Origin of the sequence: Pseudonocardia petroleophila, from assembly GCF_014235185.1 — a bacterium.
GTDB lineage: Bacteria > Actinomycetota > Actinomycetes > Mycobacteriales > Pseudonocardiaceae > Pseudonocardia > Pseudonocardia petroleophila.
This window is the reverse complement of sequence record NZ_CP060131.1, coordinates 5,916,663-5,942,584: the sequence shown is the minus strand read 5'-3', so window position 1 is coordinate 5,942,584 and position 25,922 is coordinate 5,916,663. Positions and strand designations below refer to the sequence as shown.

Here is a 25,922-nt window from a genome sequence, read left to right as displayed (position 1 = left end):
TGCCTCTCTCGTGGTGACACGGCACGGGTCTCCGCCGTGAGGACCGTCGCGGTCGTGGCTAGCGCGGGAGGTCGAGCAGCACGATCGCGCCGATCTCGACGAGCTGACCTGGCAGTGCCAGCTCCGTGACGCCGAATGTCGTGCTGGTCGGCCGGTGGTCGCCGAAGTAGGCGCTGTGCGCGGCGGCGACCGGGCCGAAGTTCGCCCGGAACTCGGTCATGATCACCCTGGTCTCGATGACCTGACGGCGGGTGGCACCGAAGTGCCCCAGCGCGCGGTCGAGGTGGGCGAAGGACACCTCGAGCTGCTTGTCGATGTCGTTCTCGCCCAGCAGGCCCTGGTCGTCGTGCGCGAGCTGGCCGGAGACGTACACGGTGTCGCCGACCCGGAGCGCCTGGCTGTAACCGTAGGCGGACTCCCACGGGACGTCGTGGTTGAAGGTGTCACTGATGGTGGCCATCGTCGTTCCTCTTCCTGTCGGTCGTGTGTGATGCGAGCCAGGCCGCCATGCGCGGCAGCCGAGCGGGGGAGATGGTGTGTCCCCCGTCGTGCGGAGCGGCCGTCGTCTCGGCGCCCGCCGACCGGAACTGGTCGAGCAGCGTCGAGGTGTGGACGGCCGTGGCCATCGGGTCGTGCCGGCCGTTGGAGATCAGCACCCGCCGACCGGACAGGTCCGACGGCGGTGGTCCGTCGCGGAACGGGATCATCGCGGCGAGCAGGATCGCCCCGTCGAGACGCTCCGGGTGGGTGAACAGCAACGCCGAGGCGATGTTGGCGCCGTTGGAGAAGCCGACCGCGGTCCAGGACCCGGCCGGGACCCCGTAGCGCTGTTCTGCGGCGACGAGGAACTCGGCGAGGGCGTCGACCTGGTGATGGAGGTCGTCCTCGTCGAAGACGCCTTCGGCGAGCCGGCGGAAGAAGCGGGGCACGCCGTTCTCCAGCACGGTCCCGCGCACGGACAGCGCCGGGGCACGGGGATCGAGGTGCTCGCGCAGTGGAAGCAGGTCGTGCTCGTCCCCGCCGGTCCCGTGCAGGAACAACAGGGGCGGGTGGCCCGGGGAGCCCGGCAGCCACACGTGAGGGCGGTCGAGGACATCGGTCACGGCGTCGTCCCAGCGTCCTCCGCCGGCTCGAGCGTGGGCAGCACCCGCTCGATCTGCGCCCGGCTCGGCTCGAGCCACGGCGGCAGCTTCAGAGTGCGGCCGAGGGTCAGCAGCGGTTCGTCGACGGTAAAGCCGGGTGTGTCGGTGGCGATCTCGAACAGCACGCCGCCGGGCTCGCGGAAGTAGATCGAGGTGAAGTACTGCCGGTCCAGGATGTCGGTGACGTGCAGCCCGGCCGAGGCCAGCTGCCGCCGCCAGTCCTCCTGCATCGCCCGGTCGGGCACGCGGAACGCGATGTGGTGGACGGTCCCGCCGGCCTGCACCCCGCGGCGGCCGGTGGAACCGGTGACGTCGACGAGGGCCCCCGCCTCGCCGTCGGCCATCGCGAACCGGCTGCGGTCGCCGTTCTCCTCGAGCAGGCTCATGCCGAGCATCCCGGTCAACAGGCGCTGGGTGGGCTCGGTGACCGCCTCGGTGAGGGTGACCGAGTGCAGGCCGCGCACCGCGTGCTCGTCGGGGATGGCGGCCGCCCCGTCCCATCCGGAACGGTGGTCGCCCGGGGAGGCGACCAGCTCGAGGACGAGGCCGTGCGGGTCGCGCAGGGCCAGGATCTCGACGCCGTCGCGGTCGACCGGGGCGTCGGCGTCGACTCCGAGCGAGGACAGGCGGTTCTGCCACCACCCCAGCGAGCTCGGTGGGACGCTGAACGCGGTCGCGGTCGTCAGTCCCGTGCCGACCTGCCCGGTCGGCACGTCGCGCCAGGGGAAGAAGGTCAGGATCGAGGCAGGTGAACCTGAGGCGTCGCCGTAGTAGAGGTGGTAGGTGCCGGGGTCGTCGAAGTTGACGGTCCGCTTGACCAGCCGCAGTCCCAGGACATCGGTGTAGAAGGCGACGTTCTCCCGGGGGTCCGCGGCGATGGCGGTGACGTGGTGCAGCCCGGCGGGGGCGATCGTGGTCATGGTGCCTCCAGCGGCAGCGCTCGATGGTGGGCCGGTCAGAGGACGATCTCGCCGTACATCTCGCCCAGCGGGTCGGCGATCAGCTCCAGTCGGGCGCCGTCGGGGTCGCTGAAGTAGAGCGACACCTCGCTGTGCAGGACGAACTCGATCCCGGCGGCGGTGAGCCTGTCGCGCAGGTGTTCCCAGCGGTCCGGGTCGACCGAGATCGCGACGTGGTGCAGCCCGCCGAGGACCTCCCGGTAGGGCCCCGTGTCGAGGCCGGGGAAGTCGAAGAAGGCGAGCAGGTTCCGGTTGCCGATGTCGAAGAAGAAGTGCGACGAGCCGGGGTAGTCCCGGTTCTCGATCAGTTCGGTGAGCGGGAACTCCAGGACGCCCTGGTAGAACTCGATCGTCGTGCGGACGTCCGAGGAGATCAGGGCCGTGTGGTGCAGGCCCCGTGCGCTGGAGGTCGGCCGCCGCTCCTGCGGTTGCAGGAACTCGTTGCGGAGCGCGGCGCGGGTCTGTTCGTCGGTGCTCATGTGGTTCCTTCCGGTTCGTGGCCGCCGGCCGTGTGGCCCGGCCCTCGGGCGTGAAGGGGATGCTGACCGGGCGCGTGATGCTCGTGTGGGTACGTCGGGCATCACTCCTCGACGGGCCAGACGCTACGACGGGCTCGATGCGCACGAATCGGGCGCGCAATCGGTCACCGGCGCGCGGCCGAACGGATCATCCGTCGTGGGCGCCCACGCGGAGTCGCAGGTCGCCGGAGAGATCGATCCGGGTGAGCTCTCCGCGTGAGGTGATGCCGAGCTTGGGATAGACGTTGGCCAGGTGGTGGCCGACCGTGCGCGGGCTGATCAGCAGCTGCGCCGCGATCTCCCGATTGGTCATGTGGTCGGCCGCCAGGCGAGCCACCCGCATCTCCTGGACGGTCAGGGTGGCGGCCGGGCCGGGCCCGCGGCGGGCCGTGGGCCCGTCGGCTAGGCCCTGTTCGCGTAGTGCGCGCTTGCGCAGCGGCTCCGCGCCGAGGTGGTCGAACACCTCCGCCGCCGCGGCCAGCTGCGTCCGCGCGTCGGCCCGACGGCGTGCCCTCCGCAGCCATTCGCCGTAGAGCAACCCGGTGCGGGCATGCTCGAAGGGCCGGTCCGCCGCCCCCGGCACGTCGAGCGCATCCCGGTACGACTGCTCGACCGTCGGCCCGTCCCCGACGAGGGCCCGCAGCCGGTGGACGGTCACCCATGCCCAGGCAGCATCCGACCGTTGTGCCCACGTCGTCACCGCGCTCAGCCGGGACCCGGCGACGTCGAACCGGCCGACCTGCACCGCGGCCTCCGCGGTGTCGGCGGCCGCGAGCAGCGCGAAGGTGGGATGGGCGGCCTCGTGGCCCTGTCCGACCAGTGGCATCAGGTGGTTCAGCGCTTCGACGGGTCGACCGGCGAACAGAGCCGCCCGTCCGCGGGGCCAGTACGCCGACGCGGTGAGGGCCCGCACACCCCGCGGGACCGACACCTGCAGAGCGCTCGACGTGTACTCCTCGACGCCCTCCTCGTCGCCGCGACCCGCGGCCAGGGAGCCCAGGGTGCCGCGGCACTGCGTGGCCACGTGGTCCGCGCCGACCTCCTCGGCCAGGTGCAGGCCGTCGGTCGCCTCGGTCTCGACCGCGTCCCACCGCCCCGCGGCCAGGTCGAGGACCGCGGCCTGGGAGAGCACCACGGCCAGGGCAGCGATCTCGTGCCGACGCCGGAGCTCGGCGGCCTGCACACGCAGAGCGTCGCGCAGCGGACCCTCGATACCCCAGGCCTGGACCAGCGGCACCGGCGGCAGCAGCTCCCACGCGGCGGTGAAGAACCTGCGGAACGTGTCCCCGGCCCCGTCCGGCCTGATCCGGGCGATCTCGCCGGACTCGTCGTAGCACGACCACCAGGTTCGCAACATGGGCAGCTGCTCGGCCAGCGAGTCGTCCTCGCCCGCGTCCACGGCCAGCAACCGCTGCAGCGACTCGAGCTGAAGGTCGCTGCGCCCGGCGGACCAGGCGGCGCGGACCGCCACCGACCCCAGCCGGACCGTGGACCGCGCGCCGCTCACCGCGTCCATGTCGTGGACCAGATAGCGATGGGCGCGCTCCGGGATACCGGTGGTGAACTCGAGGATGCCGCGCAGCCCCCGGCTGGCCCGGGCGATGTCGGTCCCGCTCTCCAGGCGCCCGGCGTCGTCGAGCAGGCGCCTGGCGACGTCGGCGTGGCCCGCGTGCCACGCGGCACCGGCGGCGGCGGCGAGCCGGCGAGCGGCGTCGGGCGCAGACGGGGACAGCTCGGCCGCCCGCCGCAGCGTGCGCACGGCCGTCGGGCCCGCGCCGCAGCGCAGGGACTTCTCGGCCGCGCGCTCGAGCAGCGCGGCGACGTCCTCGTCGGGCGTCTCGGCGGCGGCGGCCAGGTGCCAGGCGCGTTCCTCGATCGCTTCCGCGGGGAGGACCGCGGCGAGCGCGCGGTGCGCCGCGTGCCGCTCCGACAGCGACGCGCCGTCGTAGATCGCCGCGGGGATCATGGGGTGCCGGAACTCGATGCGTGTCCCCGCCGTGCGGAGCATGCCCGAGCGCGACACGTCGTCCCAGGTGGATGCGTCGACGTCCCATGCGGCCCCCGCCCGTTGCACGGCGAGGCGGTCGCCCCGGTCCTCGGCCGCGGCCAGGAGCAGCAGGGCACGGGCCGGGCCCGACATCGACTCGACCCGGGCCAGGAACGCCCGCCGCAGCCGGGGGCCGATCGGCACCGGGTCGCCCAGCGACGGTAACGGCGTGTCGTCCGGCTCCCGGTCGAGGGTCGGCAGCTCGTGCAGGGCAAGCGGGTTGCCCCCTGCCGCGCGGGTCACCTCGTCGATCACCGTCGGCCGGGCACCCGGCATCGAAGCCCGTACGAGCGAGCGGGCGTCGTCGTCGGCGAGGCCGCGGATCTCCAGCGCGGGCAGGCCCTCCCACGGCCCCGACGCGGGATCGGAGTGTCCGGTGAGCAGGATCAGGACGGCGTCGGTCCGCACCCGCCGTGCCACGAACCCCAGCGAATGCGCGGTCGCCTCGTCGACCCACTGGGCGTCGTCCACCACGACGATCACCGGGCGCTCCCGGGCCAGGTCGGAGACCAGCGACAGCACCGCCGCACCGATGAGGAAGCGGTTCGCCTTCTCCTCGCTCAGGCCCAGGGCGCCGCGCAGCGCCCCGGCCTGCGGCGCGGGGAGGGTGTCGAGGCGGTCGGCGACGGGCCACAGCAGCTGGTGCAGCGCGGCGAAGGCGAGCCCGGACTCCAGCCGGGTGCCCCGGCACCGCAGCACCGTCGATCCGGACGCCCTGCCCACCGCGTGGTCGAGCAGCGCCGTCTTGCCGATCCCCGGCTCGCCCCACAGCACCAGCCCGGAACCCGCTCCGCCTGCTGCGGCAGCGACCAGCCGGTCCAGGACCGCGGTCTCGGTGCTGCGTCCGAACAACTCCATCGTCACCGCGCCTTCCCCCGGGGCGCAGGACAGCGGCCCGGTCCAGTTATAGCGCTCCCCGGCCCGGAACAGGACGAACCGACCGATCGGACGACCGATTCGGCCCGGCGCCTTCCGCTCGACACTGTGCCCGTGAGCACCGAATCGTCCGCCGCTGCGTCCCTGACCCTGCAGCCCGACTTCACCGGGCTGCGCGCGATGTACATCAACTGCACCCTCAACCGCTCGCCCGGCCGCAGCCACACCCAGGGCGTGATCGACCGCAGCGTCGAGATCATGGAGAAGAACGGCGTCGTCGTCGACCAGATCCGCGCGGTCGACCACGACATCGCCACCGGCGTCCGCCCGGACATGACCGAACACGGGGCGGCCACCGACGAGTGGCCCGCCCTGCTGGAACGGGTCCTGGCCGCCGACATCCTGGTCATCGGCGGTCCGATCTGGCTGGGTGACAACAGCTCGGTGACCCGGCGGGTGATCGAACGGCTCTACGGCTACTCGGGTGTGCTGAACGAACAGGGCCAGTACGCCTACTACGGGCGGGTCGCCGGCTGCCTGCTCACCGGCAACGAGGACGGCCTCAAGCACTGCGCGATGAGCATCCTCTACAGCCTGCAGCACATCGGGTTCACCGTGCCGCCCCAGGCCGACGCGGGCTGGCTGGGCGAGGTCGGGCCCGGCCCGTCCTACCTCGACGAGGGCTCGGGCGGCCCGGACAACGACTTCACCAATCGCAATCTTGCGTTCATGACCTACAACCTGCTCCACACCGCGTCCATGATCCGGGCCGCGGGCGGCTTCCCCGCCTACGGCAACCAGCGCACGCGGTGGGAGGCCGGGACCCACCCGGACGCCGTCAACCCCGAGTACCGCTGAGTCGACGGCCCGCCCGAGCGCACCGGGCGCTGGAGTGCGGCCCCGGGGTCGTCGGTACCGCTTCTTCCCGACCCCTGACCCGGAAGGAACCGCCATGGCCGACACGGCAGAACCGCACTTGCGGATGGGAACCTCGCGCGGCCGCTGGGTGCTGCTCGCGACCGTGCTCGGGTCGGGCCTGGCGATGCTCGACGCCACTGTGATCAACATCGCGCTGGGCCGGATCGGCGCCGAGCTCGGAACCGGCTTCTCGGGTCTGCAGTGGACGCTCAACGCCTACACCCTCACGCTGGCGTCACTGATCCTGCTCGGTGGATCGCTGGGAGACCGATTCGGCCGCCGACGGGTGTTCGTGATCGGCGTCGTCTGGTTCGCGGTCGCGTCGTTGCTGTGTGGTGCGGCTCAGAACATCGAGATGCTGATCGCCGCCCGGGCGCTGCAGGGCGTCGGTGGGGCGCTACTCACCCCCGGGAGCCTCGCGATCATCGCCGCCTCCTTCCACGGCGCCGACCGGGCGGCGGCGGTCGGGGCGTGGTCGGGGCTCGGTGGCATCGCCGGGGCCTTCGGCCCGTTCCTCGGCGGCTGGCTGGTCGAGTGGAGCTGGCGGGCGGTGTTCTTGGTGAACTTGCCGGTCGCCGTCCTCATCGTGGTGGTGGCGGCGCGGCACGTCCCGGAGTCCCGCGACCCCGACGCCGCCCCGCGGCTCGACCTCGCCGGAACGTCGCTCGCCGTGCTGGGGCTGGCGGGCCTGACCTACGCCCTCACCGCAGCCGGTGAGCAGGGCGTCGACGCAGTGGTGGTGTCGGTCGGTGCGGCCGGCGTGCTGGCGCTGGTCGGCTTCGTGCTGGTCGAGCGCCGGTCGACCCACCCGCTGGTGCCGATGTCGCTGTTCCGCAACGCGCCGTTCAGCGCCGCAAACGCCGTGACGATGATGGTCTATGCCGCGCTCGGGGGAGTGTTCGTGCTCCTGGTGCTGCAGCTACAGGTGGTAGTCGGACTCACACCCCTGCAGGCCGGTGCGGCGCTCCTCCCGGTGACGGTGATCATGCTCGCGCTGTCCGCCCACGCCGGGCGGCTCGGCCAGCGGATCGGCCCGCGGATCCCGATCGCGGGGGGCACCCTGATCGCCGCCGTCGGTCTCGTCCTCATGTCCCGGATCGAGGCGGACGCGTCGGTCCTCGCTGACGTGCTGGTTCCGGTGGTCGTGTTCGGCCTCGGGTTGACGCTCGTGGTGTCCCCGCTGACCTCGACGGTCCTGGACTCGGCGCCGGACCGGAATGCCGGCGTCGCCTCCGGGGTCAACAACGCGATCGCACGCGCGGCCGGTCTTCTGGCCGTCGCCGTGATCCCGGTCGCGGCCGGGATCACCGGCGGGGACTACACCGACGCCACCGCGTTCGGCGCCGGCTTCCGGACGGCGATGCTGATCAGCGCCACGCTCATGGTCCTCGCCGCCGTGCTCGCGACGGCGTTCGTCCGCCGCCCCGTCGCAGAGCGGGGCGCGGCGGGGCCGGGCACCCGCATCCGGCCCGCCTCCTACGCGCACTGTGCGGTCACCGGGCCGCAGATTCACCCCGGCCGACCGGGCGCCGCCCTGTTCTCAGGCGCGGCCACCGGGACGGACTCCGCCGACCGGCGACGGGTGACGGATCGAGCACCTGACTCGCAGGACACCCACACGACGACTGCCACCTCGCGTGGTGCCGAAGGACGTGACGACCGATGACCACATCGACGACGAACTGGCCGAGCCTGCGGGTCGGCGACTGGACGCCCACGCGCGAGACCGTGCACATGTGGACCCAGATCGTGGGCAAGATCCGCATGGCGCACGCCCCGCTGGTCAATCACTGGTGGCAGGTGGCTCTCTACGTCACCCCGCGCGGGCTGACGACCTCAGCCGTTCCGTACGGCACCGGCGCCTTCGAGATCGAGTTCGACTTCCTCGCCCACCGGCTGGAGATCCGCAGCAGCGACACCGGCACCCGGACCGTCCCGCTGCGGCCGATGCCGGTCGCGGAGTTCTATGCCCGGGTCATGGCCGCGCTCGATGAGCTCGCGATCGAGGCCCCGATCCGGCCGCACCCCAACGAGGTCGACCCGGCGATCCCGTTCGCCGAGGACCACGTCCACGACTCCTACGACCGCGAGTCGGCCGCCCTGTTCTGGCGGCAGCTACTGCAGGCGAACCGGGTGATCGGGGAGTTCCGGTCGCACTTCGTCGGCAAGGTCTCCCCGGTGCACTTCTTCTGGGGAGGCATGGACCTGGCCTGCACCCGCTTCTCCGGACGGCCCGCCCCGCCGCACCCCGGCGGCGTACCGAACTGCGGGGACTGGGTGATGGTCGAGGGCTACTCCCGGGAGCTGTCCAGCTGCGGGTTCTGGCCCGGCGGCGGCGAGGAGGGCGCCTTCTACTCCTACGCCTACCCCGGCCCCGACGGGTTCGCCGACCATCCGGTCGCTCCCGAAGGCGCGTTCTGGAGCCCCGAGTTCCAACAGTTCCTGCTGCCCTACGAGGTCGCCCGCGCCGCACCCGACCCGGATCGCGCGGTCGCCGAGTTCCTCCACAGCTCCTACGAAGCCGCCGCGAACCGCGGGTACTGGGACCGCCTCGGGCTCGAGGACGACCCCTTCCGATGGCGCCACACCCCAGCGACCTGACCGGTCGGGCTCCGCTCCGCCCGTTGCACCACGAGAGGACATCACATGACCGTCGCGGACACCGCCCCGGACACGCAGCCGAGGCTCGTCGAGATCGAGGAGTTCTTCGCCGACCCGGCGTTCGTCGTGCCCACGATCTCTCCGGACGGCATCCGGATCGCCTACGTGGCACCGCACCTCGGACGGCGCAACGTCTGGGTGCGCGGCGTCGACCAGACCCACGACGACGCCATCCCCGTCACCCACGACACCCGCCGCGGCATCACCACCTACCACTGGACCGACGACCCCCGCTGGCTGCTCTACCTGCAGGACACCGACGGCGACGAGGACTTCCACCTCTACCGCGTCGACCTCGACGACCCGTCCGCCCCGGCGGTCGACCTCACCCCGATGGGGCCGGGCTCGCGCGTGTTCGGCGTCGAGACGCTGTCCTCGGCGCCCGGCACCGTGCTGGCCACGATGAACCCGGACGTCGGGCGCATCGACGTCCACCGGGTCGACGTCGCTACCGGTGAGGTCGTGCTGCACCATCACGAGACCGACCCGCTGGCCGCGACGCTCCTCGACCGCCGCGGTGTTCCGGCGTTCCTCATCGTGACCGAGGAGGACGGGACCGTCGCCGTCTCCGGTATCGACCGCACCACCGGGAACCCTCGGCTGCTCCGCCGCATGGGTGGCGCGGAGTATCCGCTGAGCGTGCAGCCCCAGCTGGTGACGCCTGACGGCGACGGCCTGCTCGTCGGATCATTTCGCGACGGCGACGACCTGCAGCTGGTCCGGATCGATCGGGAGACCGGCGAGGAGACCGTCGTCGCGGCCGTCGAGGGCCGCAGCCTGGACGTCATGGGCATCCTGGCCCCCGGGATCCTCCCTCCGGCCGTGTACCTCCACCCGGGCACAGGCCAGGCGATCGCTGCCCGCTTCGTCGACGACCGGCCGCACATCGAGGTCCTGGACCCGGACTTCGCGCCGGTGTACGCGGAGCTCGCCACCCTGTCCGACGGGGTGCTCGGCACGGTCTCCTCCGACATGTCGGGCCGGCGCTGGATCGTCACCTTCATCCACGACCGCGAGCCGGGGGTGAGCTGGTTCTACGACCACGCCACCGGCGAGCGACGCCGCCTGTTCCAGCCCTACCCGGACCTGGACCCGGCCGACATGGCCCCGATGCGGGCCGTGCAGTTCCCCGCCCGGGACGGTCTGGAGCTGCCCGGCTACCTCACCCTGCCGGTCGGCGTGGAGCCGCGGAACCTGCCGACGGTGCTGCTGGTACACGGCGGCCCCTGGGTGCAGGACTTCTGGGGCTACAACCCCGAGGTCCAGATGCTGGCCAACCGCGGCTACGCGGTACTGCAGGTCAACTACCGCGGCTCTCTCGGATACGGGCGCAGGCACCTGACCGCGGCCGTCGGAGAGTACGGCCGGGCCATGCAGGACGACCTGGACGACGGCATCGACTGGGCGGTGGCGCAGGGATACACCGATCCCGGCCGGGTCGGGATCTCCGGTGTCTCCTACGGCGGGTACGCCGTCCTGCGCGCGATCACCGTCACCCCCGACCGGTTCGCCGCGGCGGTCGACTACGTGGGCGTTTCCGACCTCGTCGCCGCCCTGCGGGCCCTCCCGCCGTTCACTCGCCGCTACAACGCCAACAGCTGGTACCGCTACCTCGGCGACCCCGACGTCCCCGAGCAGGAGGCCGAGCTGATCGCGCGCTCGCCGATCACGATGGTGGACCGGATCCGGACGCCACTGTTGGTCGCCCAGGGAGCCAACGACGTCCGCGTCCCCCAGGCACAGTCCGACCGGATCGTCGCCTCTCTACGCGAGCGCGGTGTGCCGGTCGAGTACCTGCTCGCCGGGGACGAGGGGCACGGGTTCGAGAACGAGAGCAATCGGCTTCGGCTGTACCGGGCGATCGAGCACCACTTCGCCGAGCATCTGGGCGGACGACACGCTGCCCGGTCGGATGACGAGAGAAGGACTGCGGACCGCAGAGTGCGCGCTCGCCCGTGACGCTGCGGCGCGATTCCCGTTCTTTCGCTCACCGGGGCGGCATTGGAACTCGTCACTCACCATCTGATCTGACGTAAAGGGCAACCACTCATGACTACATCTGATAACGAAGAAGCGGCAGCGGCGACCGCACGCCTGAAATCCATCCCATCACGTAACGGCCACGACGGTCGACCGACCCACCCGGCCGTGGACACCACACGTCCGTTCGGCGCTCACCTGCAGATGAGTTGGTGGAAACCACTCGTGCTCGTCCTTGCGTTGCCGCTGACTCTCGTGGTGCTGCAGATCGCGGCCTACGTGATCGTCGGGGTCGTCGAGGGGAGCGACGACCCGTTCGCCCCCGGGCTCACCCCGTTGAAGTCGCTGGCCGCCAACCTCAGCATCGGCGCGACGGGCCTGGTGGCGATCCTGCTGCTCGTGTGGATGACCCGCGTGCCGTGGCGCCTCCTGCTCACCCCGCAGCGGGCGTTCGACCGACGACGGCTGATCCACTACGGGGCCGGCGCGGTGGTGATGGTGGGCGCAGGACTGGGAACCGTGGCAATCGTCGCGCCCGAGTCGACGAACTGGACCGGCTTTGCGATCACCGGCACGACGGTCGCGCTCCTGGCAGTCACCCTCCTCACAACCCCGATCCAGTCAATCGGTGAGGAGCTGACTTACCGATGCGTCATGCTGCCTGCCGCCGCGAGCTGGCTTCGCGCGGTCCGGCCCGCCCTGACCGTTGGACTCGTGGTCTCCAGCCTGATCTTCGCTGCCGTCCACGGCTCCACCGACCCGTGGCTGGCTGGGTACTTCACGCTGGTCGGAGTCAGTACCGGGTTGATGGCGATCGTGAGCGGAGGGATGGAGGCGCCGATCGCCTTCCACGTCGTCAACAACGTCATCGCCGGCGTTCTCAACAACATGATGTCGGGGGGTGGTGAGGTCGCCATCGACCGCTCCACCGACACCGGCGATGCTTCCCTGCTGATCCTCGGCGCCGCGAACCTCGCGATGGTGGCGTTCATCTGGGGGTACGAGCGGAGGCATCGGGCGACGGCATAGCGGTTGACCGGTCCGCCCGCCCGACTCTCATTTCGCTGCGTACCCGTGGAGGTCGGCGACGCTTCATCGGGGTCCCTGCCTCGCATCGTTCTCGCCGTAATCCCGGTCCTGCGCGCCACAACGAGATCGACCAGACGACCTGATCGGGAGTGTCAGATGAACGGTGTAACCGGTCGTGATGGCTAGCTTCCGTTGCTGGGAACGATACGTCCGGCGAAGGTGATCGCGAAGGCGTTCAGCGCCGGCTTCCAGCGCATCGCCCACCGGGCCCGGCCCTTCCCGGTCGGGTCGAGCGCTCGGGTGACCAGGTAGAGGCACTTGAGCGCGGCCTGCTCGGTCGGGAAGTGGCCGCGGGCCTTGACCGCGCGCCGGTAGCGGGCGTTGATCGACTCGATCGCGTTCGTGCTGCAGATGACCTTCCGGATCTCGACGTCGTAGTCGAGGAACGGCACGAACTCCGACCAGGCCGAGCGCCACAACGCGATGATCGCCGGGTACTGCCCGCCCCAGGTCGCGGCGAACTCGGCGAACCGGTCCTCGGCGGCCGCCTCGGTGGGCGCGGTGTAGACCGGGCGCAGATCCCGCGCCATCTGTTCCCAGTAGCGGCGGGAGGCGTAGCGGAAGGTGTTGCGGATCAGGTGCAGCACACAGGCCTGGACCAGCGCGTGGGGGCCACACGGTGGTGATCGACTCCGGGAGGCCTTTCAGGCCGTCGCAGACCACGATGCAGGCGTCGACCACGCCGCGGTTCTTGATCTCGGTCAGGACGTGGAGCCAGTACTTCGCGCCCTCGCCGCCGTCGCCGGCCCAGATCCCGAGGATGTCGCGGTGCCCGTCCACGGTGACGCCGATGACGACGTAGAAGGGCCGGTTGGTGACCTGGCCGTCGCGGACCTTGATGTGGATGGCGTCGATGAACAGCACCGGGTAGACCGCGTCGAGCGGACGCTGGGCCCATTCGCCCAACTCGTCGAGGACCTTGTCGGTGATCCGCGAGATCGTGTCCTTGGAGACCTTCGCGCCGTAGACCTCGTCGAAATGCGCCGCCACCTCCCCGGTGGTCAGGCCGCGGGCGGTCAGCGACAACACGATCTCGTCGATGCCGTCCAGACGCCGTTGGCGCTTGCGCACGATGACCGGGTCGAAGCTGGCGTCCCGGTCACGGGGCACCTCGATCTGCACCGGCCCGATCTCGGTCAGCACCGTCTTGACGCGAGTCCCGTTGCGGGAGTTGGGGTTCTCCTGCCCGGCCCGGTCGTGGCGGTCATAGCCCAGGTGCTCGGTCATCTCCGCCTCCAGTGCGGTCTCGAGCACCGTCTTCGTCAACCCGGTAAGCAGACCGCCCGGGCCGACAAGCTCCACCCCCTCGGCCCGGGCTGCTTCCACCAACTGCTGGGCGAGCTGCTGCTGATCAATCCGATCCGGCACAGGCTCGATCGTCTCGGTCATTGCTGATCCCTCCCCCGAGCTGCGCTCGGCGTGTCGGACCAGTTACACCGTTCGTCGGACAGTCCCGAACTACCGGGTGCTCCTGTAGAAGTGACTGTCAGCCAGCTGTTCCACGGTTCCTCCGTCGACGATGTGGTCGAGCGCGTCCGTCATCGAGCTGCAGTCGCGGGCCGGGTGGTCGACGGGGCAGTCGAGCGCGTGCTCCAGGAAGTGGCGAGCGCCCTTCGCCTGCTCGATGAGGTGGTCGAGGTCGCCGATCTGCGCGCGTACGGTCGTCCGCCAGTCCGGTCCCGGTGCGTCGAGGATCGCGGCCACCGTGGCGAGCGGGATTCCGAGTCGCTGGGCAATCTTGATGAAGGCCAGGCGTCGAAGCTCGTGTGGGCCGTACCAACGCTTTCCTTTGCTGCGGGCGGCTGCGGGGACGAGACCGCGCTCGTCGTAGTACCGCAACGCCGACGACGCCATCCCGAGCAGTCGGCCGACCTCGTCGATCGGCTTCAACTCGAGTTCCGACCTTGTGTTCAAGTCAGCTTGAGCTTGCACCATCGAGAGATGATAGCGATCGGTGCAGTGTGGGGCTCGGTGCGGAGACAATTGGCGCGGGTTCCGGTGGCCTGGCGTACGGACATCCCGGTCGGCGTCGTGGCGGTGGTCTGCTGGCTGGCGCTGCCGATCTTTCTGGCCCATGTTCTCGTCGGTTGCGCTCTGATCGGACTCGTCGGTCATCATCTTCGGACGCGGCGGCTGCGCGTGTTGGTCGGACGCCATGGTCGCAGTTCGAGCAGGTCGACGGTTCGGACCCTCGCCTACTGGGTGTTCCTGGTCGGAACGGCCGCGATGGTCGTGACGGGTCTTCTCCGGTTGGTGGGTGTGCCGCCCGACCAGTCGTGGCATGCCGCGAGCAGCTACTTCATGCTCGGCTCGGCCACGGTGCACGTGATCGCGGTCCGGGTGCGGCTCCGTCGGCGGCTCAGCCATTCGCGAGTGGGACGTAACGGTTAGCGAAGTATGTCCGATGTCCAGCCGTGTTCGTTCGTGCACTGGTCGTAACCGGCTTCCGCAATCTGGAGGGCTGCATCCCGCTGTGCGAGCCGCTGGCGGTGCTGTTGGGGGAGAACAGCTCGGGCAAGTCCAGCGTCATCGACGCGCTGCGCCTGCTGTTCACCCCGGAGACCGGGCCGCGGGGCCGGAAGTGGATCACCGAGCAGGACTTTCGGCACGACCCTGCCGGCGTGCGCACCACGGACGTCCTGGAGCTGGAGGCGCAGCTCACCGGGCTGACCTCCCAGGAGCAGGCGCGGATGGTGACCTGCCTCGCGCCGTCGCTGGGGGCGGGATGCGCGAGGCTGCGGCTGCGGGCGACGAGGCGGGCGACAGGTCGGGTCGACGTCGAGTGGTTCGGCGGGGACAGCCAGCACGCCGAAGTCGAGGCGTGGGCCCGTGAAGCGGTCGTCTTCACGTACCTGCCGGCGCTGCGGGACGCCGCGGCGGACCTGCGCCCGGGCCGGGACAACCGACTCGTCGGGCTGCTCGCCGCACTGGCTCCGGTCGGGCACGATGATCGGGTCGAGATCGAGCGGATCACCGCGGAGGCCAACGTTGCACTGAGCCAGGTCGGAGCGGTCGTCGAGGCCCGAACGAGCATCCAGAGACGCCTGGGCGGCATGACCGGCTCGGGCGGGTTCACGCAGCAGACGGACCTGGCGTTCGCCGATCCCCGCTTCGACCGGATCGTGGCGACGCTACGTGCGCTGGCCGGGCCGTCTGTGCCGCTCGAGCTGGCCGAGAACGGGCTGGGCTACAACAACCTGATCTACATCGCGGTCGTGCTGGCGGCGCTGGCCGACAATCGGGACGCAGCGTTGCGACTGCTGCTCGTAGAGGAGCCCGAGGCCCATCTGCATCCACAGCTCCAGGACCTGCTCATGCGCTACCTGGAGAGCGAGAGCGGCAACGGCACGCAGGTCGTGCTGTCGAGCCACTCCCCGAACCTGGCATCGGCGGCCCGCGTCGAGCGGGTGACGGTCATGATCGCTGGGACGGAGGACTCGCCCAGCTCGGCGCGGGCGCCGCGCGAGTTCGGCCTCGGTCCGCGCGAGCTCGGACATCTCCGCCGGTTCCTGGACGCGACGAAGTCGTCGCTGTTGTTCGCCCGGGGCGTGATCCTCGTCGAGGGGGTGGCCGAGCAGCTCCTGTTGCCCGTCCTCGCCGACCGATCGGGTCGGCCGTTGCCCCGGCACGGTGTCGCCATGATCAACGTCGGCGGCATAGCCTTCGCTCCGTTCATCGGGCTGTTCGGCCCGGACCGCCTTCCCTGCCGGTGCGCGGTTCTCTCCGACGCCGATCCGCCGGCGGCGGGATCGGACATCGCCGAGGACCCACCGGACAGGTCCGCCCGCGCGTCCGCCCTCCTCGGGATGCAGAGCGACACCTTGCAGGTTCGCCTCGCCCGCAGAACCCTGGAATGGGACCTGGCCGCCGCAGGGAACTGGAAGGTGCTTGTCACGGCGCTGCTGCCGATCAAGCCCCGAGTCGCCGCTCGACTCGCCACCGAACTCGCCCCGCTCGGCGACGAGGAACGAGCCGATCGGATCCTTGTCGCGATTTCCGACGTCAAGGGCCGGTTCGCGCAGGAACTCGCGGCCATCATCGAGATCCCGGACGTCGAGTTCGTCGTGCCTCCCTACATCCGGGAAGCCGTGGAGTGGGTCACGCCGTGACCGACCCGCTCGACGAACCCGGCTACCTCACGCCGGCGCAGCGTCTGGTGGTCGACGCCCCTCCCGACTTCCTGCTGACGGCGTGTCCAGGGAGCGGGAAGACCCGAACCGCCGGGGCGAGGTTCGTGGTTCGCGCGCAGGCCGGCGATCGGGTCGCGGCCACGTCCTATACGAACATCGGGGTCGACCAGATCCGCGAGGTGATCAGCTCCGAGCTCGGAAGAACCGTCGGCCCGGAGAGCTTCATCGGCACCGTCCACAAGTTCCTGCTCCAGTACGTCTTCTATCCCTTTGCCCACATCGTGATGGGCTGCTCATCGCCGCACCTCGTCGACGCCGAGAATGCGGGCGACGACGTCCGCCTGAACGGCGACAACCGCTGGCGAGCCCCGCTCGGCGGGTTCCGCTTCCGCCCGGACGGATCGCTGCTCTACTGCGGCAAGAGCCTGCCTGGCTGGAGCCGCGACCAGATCACCGCAGCCGGGAGTGCAGAGGCCGCGATCATGAAGAGGCGTGCCGCGGCCCGTGGACGCGCGACCTTCGACGACGCGATGTACTGGTCCCTGCGTGTGCTGCGTGATGTGCCGGGTGCGGCTGCCGCGGTGGCGGGCCGGTTCGACGAACTACTGGTCGATGAGGCGCAGGACACGAGCGAGCTGCAACTCGCCTGCCTCACCGAGCTGTCCGGCACGGGGCGGCTGCGGTCACTGGTCCTCGTCGGTGATGTCGACCAGTCGATCTACGCGTTCCAGGGGGCCACTCCGCAGGGCGTGCACCGGCTCGTGGCCGACCGCGGGATGCGGTCGGTTCCTCTGGTGGAGAACCACCGGTCGTCGCAGCTCATCTGCGACGTGGCCGTCCACTTCTGTTCCCGGGACCAGCCGGACGTGGCGGTCGGCGAGCACGCCGACTTCACAGCGCGCCCGGAGATCGTCTTCTACGACCCGGCGCAGCCGACGACGGCGACCGACCACTTCCTCGGCCGCATCGCCGCGCTGGGAATCGACCCGACGACCACGACTGTGCTCGCGCGCAACAACGCGCTCGTCACCCTCCTCAACAACCAGGCCGAGCGGGTCGAATGTGCCCCGCGACCCAAGGCGTTGGGACGCGCGGTGATGGCGTTGCGTCATGGCACAGCGGGCCGCCACGACCTCGTCGCGGTCGACAAGATCATCGCCTACGCGGCCTGGGGGGAGGCCGACAGCCTCGACGGTCTCGATCCCGAGGGGCGGCGGCAGGTCCGGAACGCCACCATCGACCTGATAACCGCAGCGCCCGCGCTCGGTCTGCCGCTGCAACAGTGGATCCGCGACGCGGCCGTCGTGCTCCGCGGCGTCGCCTCCGAGCTGGTCGCCGTGCCGGTGCGACGGTCCGGTGATGTTCTGCGCAGCGCGGCCGACCAGGGCGATGTCGTCGCGGGCGACTACTTCACGCGGCCCTCGCCGGGCTTCGCCGCGCGCTCGGTCCACGATGTGAAGGGTGCGACGCGGGAGGCGGTCCTGGTCGTGGCGCGCGGCCGGACGTCGCCCTACCGGCCACCTGAGGCCGAGACGTGGACCGCGCATCTGCGCGGGGAGCAGGTGCCGCCCGAGCATGCGGAAGAGCAGCGGATCCTCTACGTGGCGCTCACGCGGGCGCGGAAGTACTGCGCCATCGCGCTCCCTACCAACACCTCAACCGCGGTGATTGACAGCCTGCAGCGGGCCGGTTTCCTCCGGAGAAGGATCGAGGGCGGGTGAGTGCACAGTTGTCGAGCGTCTCGGTGGCGGGTGTGCTAACGCTGATCACGTCGATTCCTCCTGTCGTAGCAGGTCGCGGCCGGGAGTGCCCGGCCGCGACCTGCGTGGGTTCTGGTCAGCGGTCCGTGACGGCGCCGGTCTCGACGGGTTCGTCGGCCGGGGACAGCGCGGCGCTAGATCCGGTCGGCGGGACGTGGCGGAGCAGGGTGGCGGCCAGGAGCGCCCCCGCTGCGGCGATGACCGCGGCGGTGGCGGCGCCGGCGTTGAGACCGCTGGAGAACGCGTCCCGGGCCGTGGTCAGCAGCGCTGTGCCGAGGTCGGCGGGTAGCTGTCCGGCGACGGCGGCGGCGTTGTCGAGACTCTCGCGGGCCGCGGCGTCGGCGTCGGCGGGCAGACCGGCGGGCAGGGTCGTGGCGATCTTGCCGGTGTAGACGGCGGCGCCGATGCTGCCGACGATCGCGACGCCGAGGGAGATGCCCAGGTCGTTCACGGTGGACGCGAGTCCGCCGGCCGAGCCGGCCTTCTCTGGCGGCACCGAGCCCACGACGAGGTCGGTGGTGAGCGCCATGGATGGGGCGACGGCGGGGTAGAGCACGACGAACCCGGCGATGAGTAGCGGCAGTCCGGTGGCGGCGTCGACCTGGGTCAGCAGCAGGTAGCCGACCACCTGCACGGTCAGGCCGACGGCGATGACGTTCCCGGGCCGGAAGCGGCGGGCGATGATCGGCGAGCTGGTGGCGACGATGATCAGCACGAGCGCGGCAGGCAGGATCGCGAACCCCGTCTGGATCGGCGACAGGCCCTTCACCAGCTGCAGGAACTGGGTGAACATCAGATACACCCCGCCCAGACCGGTGGCCGAGAGGATGAACACGCCCAGGGCGCCGCTGACGGTGCGGTTGCGGAACAGTCGCACGTCGAGCAGCGGCGCCGCCGACCGCAGCTGGCGCAGCACGAACCAGATCCCGAACGCGACCCCGATGGCGATGGCCGCGGCGGAGACGGTGATCGACTCGCCGGTGGCGAGCGACTTGATGCCGTAGATCAACGGCAGCAGCGTCGCGAGCAGGAGCAGGGCGCTGAAGAAGTCCAGCTTGGCGCCCTGGGAGCCGTGATGGGCGGGGAGCAGGAACGGTGCGCCGATGACAACGATCGCCATCACCGGGACGGCGACCAGGAACGTCGCGCGCCAGGAGAACGCCTCCAGGAGCAGTCCGGACAGCAGCGGCCCGAGCGCGACACCGGCGGAGATGCCGGCGGCCCAGGTACCGATCGCGACGCCGCGCTGCTTGGCGTCCCGAAAGATCGTGAAGATCAGTCCGAGGGTGGCCGGCATCTGCATCGCGGCCGCGACGCCCAGCACGGCGCGCCACACGATCATCATCGCGGGGTCGTCGGTCAACGCGGCGACGACGGACACGATGCCGAAGATCGACGCGCCGGCGATCAGCAGGGTCCGGTGGCCGATCCGGTCGGCGACGGTGCCCATCAGGACGAGGAAGCCGGCCATCAGGAAGCCGTAGATGTCCAGGATCCACAGCGTCTGGGTACTGGTGGGCTGCAGGTCGGCGGCCAGGTAAGGGATGGCCAGGAACAAGACGGTCAACATCATGAACAGCAGCAGGGACGGCAGGACCAGCAGGCCCAGCGCCATCCATTCCTTGCGCCCGGCGAGTGGCTCGCCCAGGCTCGTTGCCGAGGTCATCGGCACTCCTCTCCTCGTGGTCGTCCTGCGTTGTGTCACCCAGGACCACGCGCTGGTCAGTGCATCTCTCGCATACCCGAACGGGGTAGTGGTACCGGAACGTACGGGGAGGGGGTATGTCTGTCAACTGGGCTGCTCGGGCTCCATTCGACCGGTGGGTGAGGCGCTTGACGACGTGGCCGGTGCCAGCGCCGACGCCGCCCAGAGGATTAGTCGGTCCTACGCGGTCCGGCGCAGGAAACGCATGAGCGGGTGGTGGAGGAGTGGAACCACGTCCATCAGGCCGCCCCGCTGAGCCGGAGGGTGGTGGCTAATGACCCGAAGGGCGCGCGCCGCTCGCATCCGACGAGCGATGATCGGCACAGTTACTGCTGCCGGTCGCGGCCACCGGATCGATCGGAGGAACCGCCGGTGCCAAATTGTCGAAACGACTCACCGTCGATTCGGGCACTCCGCGGAACTATGCACGTTACGTCGCGAATGAGACGTGGATGTGGTCGTAGTGACCGCCGACCGCGTCAGAGGGGTCGTAGACGCCTCCCCCTGAATAGGGACGCCCCCAGCCGTCCTGATCCGCAGACGTAGGGGTCCAGATGCGGCCCTGCCAGATGATGTAGTCGACCTGCAGCGCCTCGGCGTTGACCCGGAACCACTCCGCGGCCCGCCACCCGTTGTCGACCTCGATCCCGCGGGCGAACCGGCCGCCCGCGCCGGGGAAGAAGTCGCAGCCCTTACCGAGGGGGTGGTCGCTGGTCGGGTTCGCCGGCCGGGGCGCGTGGCAGCCCGCGGACCGGATGATCGGCCCCTGGCGCAGGCCGCCGAACGCCGAGGCGGCCTGCGTGACGGCGTAGAGCGTCGTGGAGGTGACGCAGCCGTTGGTGGTCGGGTCGTCCTCGACGCATCCGGTCCCGCCGCCGTCGAACGGGGTTACCGACCCGGGGGCGCAGTTCTGCACGGCGGCCGCAGCGACCAGGCCGGGATTGCCGTCCACCTCGGCGAGGATGTCGGCCGCGGTCTGCTCCCACTTGGCGTAGGCCAGGGGGAAGGCCGAGCGCTGCACGGTCTGTGCGGCCTGCCACAGCGGCATCTCGGTCCAGCCGGGGACCTCGACGAGCCGCTCGTAGAACCGGGTGGCCGCGTAACGGGGGTCGCGCACCTGGGCGGGGCTGCCCCATCCCTGTGACGGGCGCTGCTGGAACAGGCCGAGGGAGTCCCGGTCGCCGTAGTCGAGGTTGCGCAGCCCGGACTCCTGCAACGCCGTACCCAGGGCCACCCACAGCCCGCGATCAGGGACGCCCATGTCGCGGCCGGTGGCCACGATGGCGGCTGCGTTGACGAGCTGCTCGTCGGTCGTCTCCGCCTCGCCGGAGGCCTCGATCGGCACTCCCGAACTGCTCGGGCCGCACGCCCCCGACTGCCGGGATCCGGCGCTCAGCACCGCTGACATCGCGACGAACACGACTCCGACCAGTGCGGCCAGCACACCCACCGCGATCGCGACGATCGTCAGGCGCAGTCCGAGCCGGCGCATCGCCACAGCGGCATGCTGGATCCCGTTCACGACGAATGAGGAGGGCCGCGGTCGGCACCGGCCGCGTCCCTGTCCACGCTCCGAGGGTGCCGCACGATCCGGATTGAGGGAACCCCGGATGGGCTCGCGGGTCGGAATCCGCGGCGAGGGTAGCCTGGGGCCGGTGATCAGGTCGGTGGCGCTGCGGGGACGACGGGCGATCATGCTCGGCGTCCTGATCGCCGGTCTGTTCGTCGGTCTGGTGGGGATGCACCATCTGTCCGTGATGACGCCGGACAGCCCGGCCATCTCCGCTGCGGCGATGGCTGGATCCGATATGGAGTCTGACCCCGCACATCCCGGCGAGGATCACGGATCCGCATCGCTCCATCTGTGCCTGGCCGTGCTCACCGCCGTGGCCATCCTCCTGGTATCGGCGGTGCTGTGGCGGCGTCCCGGGCTGGCCCGGGTCGCGCACCGCGCGGGCACGTCCCGTGTGCGTCCGGCGCCGCGCGCCCCACCGGCAACCGCCCCGGCACGACTCGCCCTGCTCTGCGTCCTGCGGACGTGAGGTCGACCGAGCGACTCGGTTGATCCGCACTTCCCAGACGTACGAGAGGTTTTCACAGATGAATGCACGGCTTTCTTCAGCGCGCCTGATGGCCGGTATCGCGGTCGCGGGTCTGATCCTGACCGGCTGCGCGGCCGGCACCGACACCTCCGCCGGGACCGCCGCCCCGGGCGGCTCCTCGGCGTCCGCGGCGCAGGGCGAGCAGAACGACGCGGACTTGGCGTTCGTGCAGGGCATGATCCCGCACCACCGTCAGGCGGTCGAGATGGCCGATCTGGTAGCCGGTCGTAGCCAGAACGCGCAGGTGATCGACCTGGCCGCGCGGATCGGCGGCGGGCAGCAGCCCGAGATCGACACGATGGTCGGCTGGCTCGAGGAGTGGGGTGCCGAGGTGCCCGCCGAGGACGGCGGCATGGGCGGCATGGGCGGTATGGATCACGGCGGGGACATGGGCGCCATGGGCGGGATGATGACGCCCGAGCAGATGCAGCAGCTGCAGGGTGCGTCCGGGCCGGCGTTCGACCGCATGTTCCTGGAGATGATGACCGAGCACCACCGGGGCGCGGTCGAGATGGCCCAGACCGAGCTGCAGGACGGTGCCGACCCGGATGCGCTCGCATTGGCGCAGAAGATCATCGACACCCAGCAGGCCGAGATCACCGAGATGGACACGCTGCTCCAGCAGGTCTGACCGGTCGGTGTGGCCCGGACCGACCAGTCGGTCCGGGCCACACCCGTCTCACCACGGCTGGTGGTCGACCCCCACTTCATGGTACTAGTACCCCGTATCCGTATAACGGGAGGCGATGACGATGGCGGCGGAGTTCGGGCCGGCCCTCTTGCTGCTTGCCGTGGCAGCAGCGTGGGTGTCGCTGGTCTACGGGTGGTCGTTGCTGGTGCGGCAGGCGCCCGGGGTGGTTTCGGTCGAGCCGTTCCTGTCCGGAACGCCCCCGGTGCAGCACGCCGTGTCCCGATACCACGTGCGCTGGTACACGATCACGATGGTCTTCCTGGCCTTCGACATGGAGATGGTGTTCATGTACCCGTGGGCCGTCGTTGTGGCGCAGATCGGGCCGAAGGCCGTGATCGAGATGTTCGGCTTCCTGGCCGTGCTGCTCGTCGGGGTCGTGTACGCCTGGCGCGAAGGGGCGTTCCGGTGGACATGACGAGCTGGCTGCGTGCGACCCCGCGACTGCTGGTCATCACGGCTCGGAACGGTCGTCCCGCGCGGCTGGCTGTCGAGCGGCTGGCTCGCGAGCGGGGGTGGGAGCTGGCGGCGGCCCCCGCCGATGCCGACCTGCTCGTCGTCTGCGGCGCACCGGGCCCCGGTTTGGGTGACGCGATCGAGCGCATCTGGTCGCAGGTGCCCGCGCCGCGGGCACGGGCCGACGTCGGACCGGCCGACGGGGCCCGCGACGAGCTCGATCGGGCCTACCGCGGGCTCCGTGGCGGCAGCGGGGCGGGCCACGCCTCCGTCTCGTCCGCGACCGAGGAGGCGCGACCGGAACCGGGCCGCGGCACCGTTGCCTCGGCCCACGAGGTTAAGGCCCACGAGGTGCCGGCCGACGAGGTGCCGGCCGACGAGGTGCCGGCCGACGAGGTGCCGGGGCATGAGATGTCCGGGCACGAGATGTCGGGCGGCCACGACATGCACATGATGCACGGTGGTGAGGTTGCCGGGTTGCCGATGGCGGACCGGGCGCCGGACCGTGACGGGCTCACCCTCGACGTGCTGCAGATGTCCCTGGGACCCGTTCTGTCCGACTGGCCCGCCGGACTGGTCGTGCACGTCACGCTTCAGGGCGATGTCGTTCAGGCCGCGCGGGTCGAGGTGGTCGGGGAGCCCGGCCCGGCGTGGGAGTGCCCCCCGGCGGCGGCCGCACTGGACGGCCTGGCGCAGCTGTTGGCCGTGTGTGGGTCCTCCACGGCGGCACGCACGGCCCGCCGGCTGCGCGACGACGTCCTCGCCGGCACCGTCGACAGCGCCGTGCTGCACCGGTTCGCGCGCCGGCTGCGCCGATCCCGCACGCTGCGCTGGGCCACCGACGGGCTCGGGAAGCTCGACGACGGTCCCGACCTGGCCGGGGACGCCACCGCACGCTGGCTCCGGTGGCTAGACACTGCCGAGCACGGCGGGCCCGCGCCGGACGCCGGGCGGGCCGCCGCCGCGCTGACGGCACTGGCGGGTCTCGTCGAGGGGCGCGAGCTTGCGTCCGTCCGGGTGGTGGTCGCCTCACTGGACATGGACCTCGACGCGCTGATGATGGTGCCGGGATGAACCAGGTGCAGCAGGGCCCGTTGTGGACTGTGCTGCTGGTGCCGGTGTTGCTGGGGGCGTTGGCCCTAGCCGGGGCAGCGTTCGCCCGGGTGCTCGACGCGCGGGCCGACGGGCGGCGGATCACCGGCGCGGTGCTGGCTGCGCCGCTGGCCGAGTCGGGCCGATTGCTGGTGCAGCAGCGGCGTGCCGTCGTCGCCTCGGACCGGTTACTGGCCCGTATCGGGGTGGTGCTTGTGCCGGTCGCTGCGGTGCTCGCGGCGTTGGTCGTCCCGCTCGGGGACACCACGGCCAGCGACCTGTCGGTCGGCATCGTGTGGTTCAACGCGATGGAGATCGTGATGTGGGCGGCGCTGTGGATGGCCGGCTGGGGCACGAACTCGGTGTGGGGCCTGGTGGGCGGGTACCGCTTCGCGGTGCAGGGGCTGTCCTACGAGCTGCCGCACATGTTCGCCCTGATCACGGTGGCCACGGGCGCGGCCTCGCTGAACGTGTCGGATGCGGTCGCCGCGCAGGACGGGCTGTGGTTCGTGGTCTGGATGCCGGTGGCGTTCGTGGCGTTCCTGCTCTCCGCGCTGGCGCTGTCGTTCGCCGGGCCGTTCGACACCGCGACCGGGCGCGACATCGCCGGCGGGGTGCTGGCCGAGTTCTCCGGGGTGGACCGGTTGCTGCTGCTGGCCGGGCGCTGGCTGCTGCTGGCCGCCGCGGCGGCGATGTCGGTGCCGCTGTTCCTCGGCGGCGGCGCGGGACCGCTGCTGCCGCCATGGCTGTGGACGCTCGTCAAGACCGTCGCGGTGCTCGGGGTGCTGGTGTGGATCCGCAGCCGGAGCGCGACGGTGCGGATGGACCGCTTCGCCGAGTTCGGCTGGATCGTGCTGATCCCGCTGACGCTGCTGCAGGCCCTGCTGGTGGCGCTGGTCGTCGTCAGCCGGGGGCCGGCGATGGGAGGGATGTGACATGTACGAGGCGGTGATCTTCTGGGTGTGCGCGGTCGGGGCGGTGGTCACCGGGGTTGCGGTGTTCCGCGTCGACTCGATGGCGCGGGCGACATTCGCGCTGCTCGCGTCCTTCGTCTTCGCCGCGATCCCGTTGCTGCTGCTCGGCCTGTCCTACCTAGGAGTCCTCGTCATCCTCATGATGATCATGGAGATGGTCGTGATGGCCGTCTTCATGATCATGCTGATGATGAACCCGGCCGGGTTGATGCCGATGACGATGGTGCACAACCAGCGCGGCTCGCTGGTCATCGCCGTCGGCACGTTCGTCGTGCTCGCGACGGGTGTGCTCCTCGTCGACTGGCCGCAGCGTCAGGGCGAGCCGCCCGCGGACCCGACCTTCGCGCTCGGCGAGGCGCTGATGGGCTCGCACATGCTCGTGATGCTCGTAGTGGGGCTGGGCCTGTTCGCCACGATCGTCTCCGCCGTGGTGCTCGCGCATCCGCGCGGCCGGTACGACCGGTTCGGCGACGACCTGAGTCGGCGGCCCGCCGATGATCCGATCCGGGGGGTGGGTCGATGACGTTGCAGGCCTTCCTGCTGCTCGCGGTCGCGCTGCTGGCCGTCGGGCTCTACGGCGCGCTGTCCCAGCAGTCCATCGTGATGATCATGATGGGGCTGGAGCTGATGGTGAACGCGGTGGTCGTGGCCGGTGCGGCGTTCTGGTTCTACGTCTCGCCCGCGCAACCCGACGGGCAGGTCGTCGTGCTGGTCGCGGTGACGTTGATGGCGGTGGAGATGGCGATGGGGTTCGCGGTGGCCATCGCGATCTTCCGGTCCGGCGAGATCGACATGACCGACATGGCCGCCGAGCTGAAGGACTGA

The 25,922-nt window shown here is 70.8% G+C and carries 23 protein-coding genes and 1 pseudogene; 15 read left to right on the top strand and 9 right to left on the bottom strand.

Translation table 11 applies throughout. The features are described from left to right. Positions 1 to 58 precede the first annotated feature (58 nt). From H6H00_RS29120 to H6H00_RS29100, 5 genes are all read right to left on the bottom strand, one after another. On the bottom strand, positions 59 to 460 hold the full coding sequence (locus H6H00_RS29120; RefSeq protein ID WP_185718824.1) for a Rid family hydrolase: 402 nt from the start codon (positions 458 to 460) through the stop codon (positions 59 to 61). Continuing rightward, complete coding sequence (locus H6H00_RS29115; RefSeq protein ID WP_185718823.1) at positions 444 to 1,103, bottom strand: alpha/beta hydrolase; 660 nt, start codon at positions 1,101 to 1,103, stop codon at positions 444 to 446. The genes H6H00_RS29120 and H6H00_RS29115 overlap by 17 nt, the downstream gene beginning before the upstream one ends. Next, on the bottom strand, positions 1,100 to 2,062 hold the full coding sequence (locus tag H6H00_RS29110) for a ring-cleaving dioxygenase (protein ID WP_185718822.1): 963 nt from the start codon (positions 2,060 to 2,062) through the stop codon (positions 1,100 to 1,102). The genes H6H00_RS29115 and H6H00_RS29110 overlap by 4 nt, the downstream gene beginning before the upstream one ends. A gap of 35 nt (positions 2,063 to 2,097) precedes the next feature. Beyond that, positions 2,098 to 2,580: a VOC family protein gene (locus tag H6H00_RS29105; protein ID WP_185718821.1), complete on the bottom strand. Its 483-nt coding sequence runs from the start codon at positions 2,578 to 2,580 to the stop codon at positions 2,098 to 2,100. 187 nt (positions 2,581 to 2,767) lie between these two features. Further along, positions 2,768 to 5,524 (bottom strand): AAA family ATPase, encoded by a 2,757-nt coding sequence (locus H6H00_RS29100; RefSeq protein WP_185722861.1) that lies wholly within the window; start codon positions 5,522 to 5,524, stop codon positions 2,768 to 2,770. Positions 5,525 to 5,722: 198 nt separating this feature from the next. Here H6H00_RS29100 and H6H00_RS29095 point away from each other — a divergent pair, with 198 nt between their 5' ends. The 5 genes from H6H00_RS29095 (at position 5,723) to H6H00_RS29075 (ending at position 12,130) form a co-directional block, all read left to right on the top strand. Further along, positions 5,723 to 6,400, top strand: a complete 678-nt coding sequence (locus H6H00_RS29095; RefSeq protein WP_185722860.1) for a flavodoxin family protein — start codon at positions 5,723 to 5,725, stop codon at positions 6,398 to 6,400. Positions 6,401 to 6,494: 94 nt separating this feature from the next. Further along, positions 6,495 to 8,126 carry an MFS transporter gene (locus tag H6H00_RS29090; RefSeq protein WP_185718820.1) on the top strand — a complete coding sequence of 544 codons (1,632 nt, stop codon included), beginning with the start codon at positions 6,495 to 6,497 and terminating at the stop codon, positions 8,124 to 8,126. Beyond that, positions 8,123 to 9,061, top strand: coding sequence for a DUF5996 family protein (locus H6H00_RS29085; protein ID WP_185718819.1), 939 nt, complete (start codon positions 8,123 to 8,125; stop codon positions 9,059 to 9,061). Before H6H00_RS29090 ends, H6H00_RS29085 begins: the two co-directional genes overlap by 4 nt. Positions 9,062 to 9,106: 45 nt before the next feature. Next, on the top strand, positions 9,107 to 11,080 hold the full coding sequence (locus H6H00_RS29080; RefSeq protein WP_185718818.1) for a S9 family peptidase: 1,974 nt from the start codon (positions 9,107 to 9,109) through the stop codon (positions 11,078 to 11,080). A 189-nt stretch (positions 11,081 to 11,269) separates the two neighbouring features. Further along, positions 11,270 to 12,130, top strand: coding sequence for a CPBP family intramembrane glutamic endopeptidase (locus H6H00_RS29075; RefSeq protein ID WP_221775710.1), 861 nt, complete (start codon positions 11,270 to 11,272; stop codon positions 12,128 to 12,130). 182 nt (positions 12,131 to 12,312) lie between these two features. Here H6H00_RS29075 and H6H00_RS29070 read toward each other — a convergent pair. Both H6H00_RS29070 and H6H00_RS29065 read right to left on the bottom strand, forming a co-directional pair. Next, positions 12,313 to 13,579, bottom strand: a pseudogene (locus H6H00_RS29070) (IS256 family transposase). 69 nt (positions 13,580 to 13,648) lie between these two features. Continuing rightward, entirely contained in the window at positions 13,649 to 14,080 is a 432-nt protein-coding gene (locus H6H00_RS29065) for a MerR family transcriptional regulator (protein ID WP_221775709.1), read from the bottom strand. A gap of 51 nt (positions 14,081 to 14,131) precedes the next feature. Between H6H00_RS29065 and H6H00_RS29060 the strand changes: the two genes are divergently transcribed. The 3 genes from H6H00_RS29060 to H6H00_RS29050 are packed head-to-tail and all read left to right on the top strand — an operon-like array spanning position 14,132 to position 18,041. Further along, complete coding sequence (locus H6H00_RS29060) at positions 14,132 to 14,581, top strand: hypothetical protein (protein WP_185718815.1); 450 nt, start codon at positions 14,132 to 14,134, stop codon at positions 14,579 to 14,581. Between the two features lie 23 nt (positions 14,582 to 14,604). Next, positions 14,605 to 16,299, top strand: coding sequence for an ATP-dependent nuclease (locus H6H00_RS29055; protein ID WP_185718814.1), 1,695 nt, complete (start codon positions 14,605 to 14,607; stop codon positions 16,297 to 16,299). Beyond that, positions 16,296 to 18,041, top strand: coding sequence for a UvrD-helicase domain-containing protein (locus tag H6H00_RS29050; RefSeq protein ID WP_185718813.1), 1,746 nt, complete (start codon positions 16,296 to 16,298; stop codon positions 18,039 to 18,041). The genes H6H00_RS29055 and H6H00_RS29050 overlap by 4 nt, the downstream gene beginning before the upstream one ends. Before the next feature lie 115 nt (positions 18,042 to 18,156). On the opposite strand, the gene H6H00_RS29045 is transcribed toward H6H00_RS29050, so the two are convergent. Further along, a complete protein-coding gene (locus H6H00_RS29045) occupies positions 18,157 to 19,746 on the bottom strand; it encodes an MFS transporter (protein ID WP_185718812.1) in 1,590 nt (529 codons plus the stop codon). Positions 19,747 to 20,215: 469 nt separating this feature from the next. After that, a complete protein-coding gene (locus H6H00_RS29040; RefSeq protein WP_255425897.1) occupies positions 20,216 to 21,277 on the bottom strand; it encodes a VldE C-terminal domain-containing protein in 1,062 nt (353 codons plus the stop codon). 163 nt (positions 21,278 to 21,440) lie between these two features. On the opposite strand from H6H00_RS29040, the gene H6H00_RS29035 reads away from it, so the two are divergent. The 7 genes from H6H00_RS29035 (at position 21,441) to H6H00_RS29005 (ending at position 25,922) form a co-directional block, all read left to right on the top strand. After that, complete coding sequence (locus H6H00_RS29035) at positions 21,441 to 21,827, top strand: DUF6153 family protein (RefSeq protein WP_185718810.1); 387 nt, start codon at positions 21,441 to 21,443, stop codon at positions 21,825 to 21,827. A gap of 19 nt (positions 21,828 to 21,846) precedes the next feature. After that, a complete protein-coding gene (locus H6H00_RS29030; protein ID WP_255425428.1) occupies positions 21,847 to 22,518 on the top strand; it encodes a DUF305 domain-containing protein in 672 nt (223 codons plus the stop codon). 115 nt (positions 22,519 to 22,633) lie between these two features. Then, on the top strand, positions 22,634 to 22,993 hold the full coding sequence (locus H6H00_RS29025) for an NADH-quinone oxidoreductase subunit A (protein WP_255425427.1): 360 nt from the start codon (positions 22,634 to 22,636) through the stop codon (positions 22,991 to 22,993). Further along, on the top strand, positions 22,984 to 24,105 hold the full coding sequence (locus H6H00_RS29020) for a hypothetical protein (protein WP_185718809.1): 1,122 nt from the start codon (positions 22,984 to 22,986) through the stop codon (positions 24,103 to 24,105). Before H6H00_RS29025 ends, H6H00_RS29020 begins: the two co-directional genes overlap by 10 nt. Further along, positions 24,102 to 25,058 carry a complex I subunit 1 family protein gene (locus H6H00_RS29015; RefSeq protein WP_185718808.1) on the top strand — a complete coding sequence of 319 codons (957 nt, stop codon included), beginning with the start codon at positions 24,102 to 24,104 and terminating at the stop codon, positions 25,056 to 25,058. Before H6H00_RS29020 ends, H6H00_RS29015 begins: the two co-directional genes overlap by 4 nt. 1 nt (position 25,059) lies before the next feature. Continuing rightward, positions 25,060 to 25,620: an NADH-quinone oxidoreductase subunit J gene (locus tag H6H00_RS29010; protein WP_185718807.1), complete on the top strand. Its 561-nt coding sequence runs from the start codon at positions 25,060 to 25,062 to the stop codon at positions 25,618 to 25,620. Then, entirely contained in the window at positions 25,617 to 25,922 is a 306-nt protein-coding gene (locus tag H6H00_RS29005) for an NADH-quinone oxidoreductase subunit NuoK (RefSeq protein ID WP_185718806.1), read from the top strand. Before H6H00_RS29010 ends, H6H00_RS29005 begins: the two co-directional genes overlap by 4 nt.

Excerpts from the sequence above, each read along its gene's own strand:
- H6H00_RS29105 (WP_185718821.1), bottom strand. The coding sequence starts at position 2,580 with ATGAGCACCGACGAACAGACCCGCGCCGCGCTCCGCAACGAGTTCCTG.
- H6H00_RS29085 (WP_185718819.1), top strand. The coding sequence starts at position 8,123 with ATGACCACATCGACGACGAACTGGCCGAGCCTGCGGGTCGGCGACTGG.
- H6H00_RS29005 (WP_185718806.1), top strand. The coding sequence starts at position 25,617 with ATGACGTTGCAGGCCTTCCTGCTGCTCGCGGTCGCGCTGCTGGCCGTC.
- H6H00_RS29060 (WP_185718815.1), top strand. The coding sequence starts at position 14,132 with ATGATAGCGATCGGTGCAGTGTGGGGCTCGGTGCGGAGACAATTGGCG.
- H6H00_RS29025 (WP_255425427.1), top strand. The coding sequence starts at position 22,634 with ATGACGATGGCGGCGGAGTTCGGGCCGGCCCTCTTGCTGCTTGCCGTG.
- H6H00_RS29015 (WP_185718808.1), top strand. The coding sequence starts at position 24,102 with ATGAACCAGGTGCAGCAGGGCCCGTTGTGGACTGTGCTGCTGGTGCCG.
- H6H00_RS29100 (WP_185722861.1), bottom strand. The coding sequence starts at position 5,524 with ATGGAGTTGTTCGGACGCAGCACCGAGACCGCGGTCCTGGACCGGCTG.
- H6H00_RS29080 (WP_185718818.1), top strand. The coding sequence starts at position 9,107 with ATGACCGTCGCGGACACCGCCCCGGACACGCAGCCGAGGCTCGTCGAG.
- H6H00_RS29010 (WP_185718807.1), top strand. The coding sequence starts at position 25,060 with ATGTACGAGGCGGTGATCTTCTGGGTGTGCGCGGTCGGGGCGGTGGTC.
- H6H00_RS29095 (WP_185722860.1), top strand. The coding sequence starts at position 5,723 with ATGTACATCAACTGCACCCTCAACCGCTCGCCCGGCCGCAGCCACACC.
- H6H00_RS29045 (WP_185718812.1), bottom strand. The coding sequence starts at position 19,746 with ATGACCTCGGCAACGAGCCTGGGCGAGCCACTCGCCGGGCGCAAGGAA.
- H6H00_RS29120 (WP_185718824.1), bottom strand. The coding sequence starts at position 460 with ATGGCCACCATCAGTGACACCTTCAACCACGACGTCCCGTGGGAGTCC.
- H6H00_RS29090 (WP_185718820.1), top strand. The coding sequence starts at position 6,495 with ATGGCCGACACGGCAGAACCGCACTTGCGGATGGGAACCTCGCGCGGC.
- H6H00_RS29040 (WP_255425897.1), bottom strand. The coding sequence starts at position 21,277 with ATGCGCCGGCTCGGACTGCGCCTGACGATCGTCGCGATCGCGGTGGGT.
- H6H00_RS29110 (WP_185718822.1), bottom strand. The coding sequence starts at position 2,062 with ATGACCACGATCGCCCCCGCCGGGCTGCACCACGTCACCGCCATCGCC.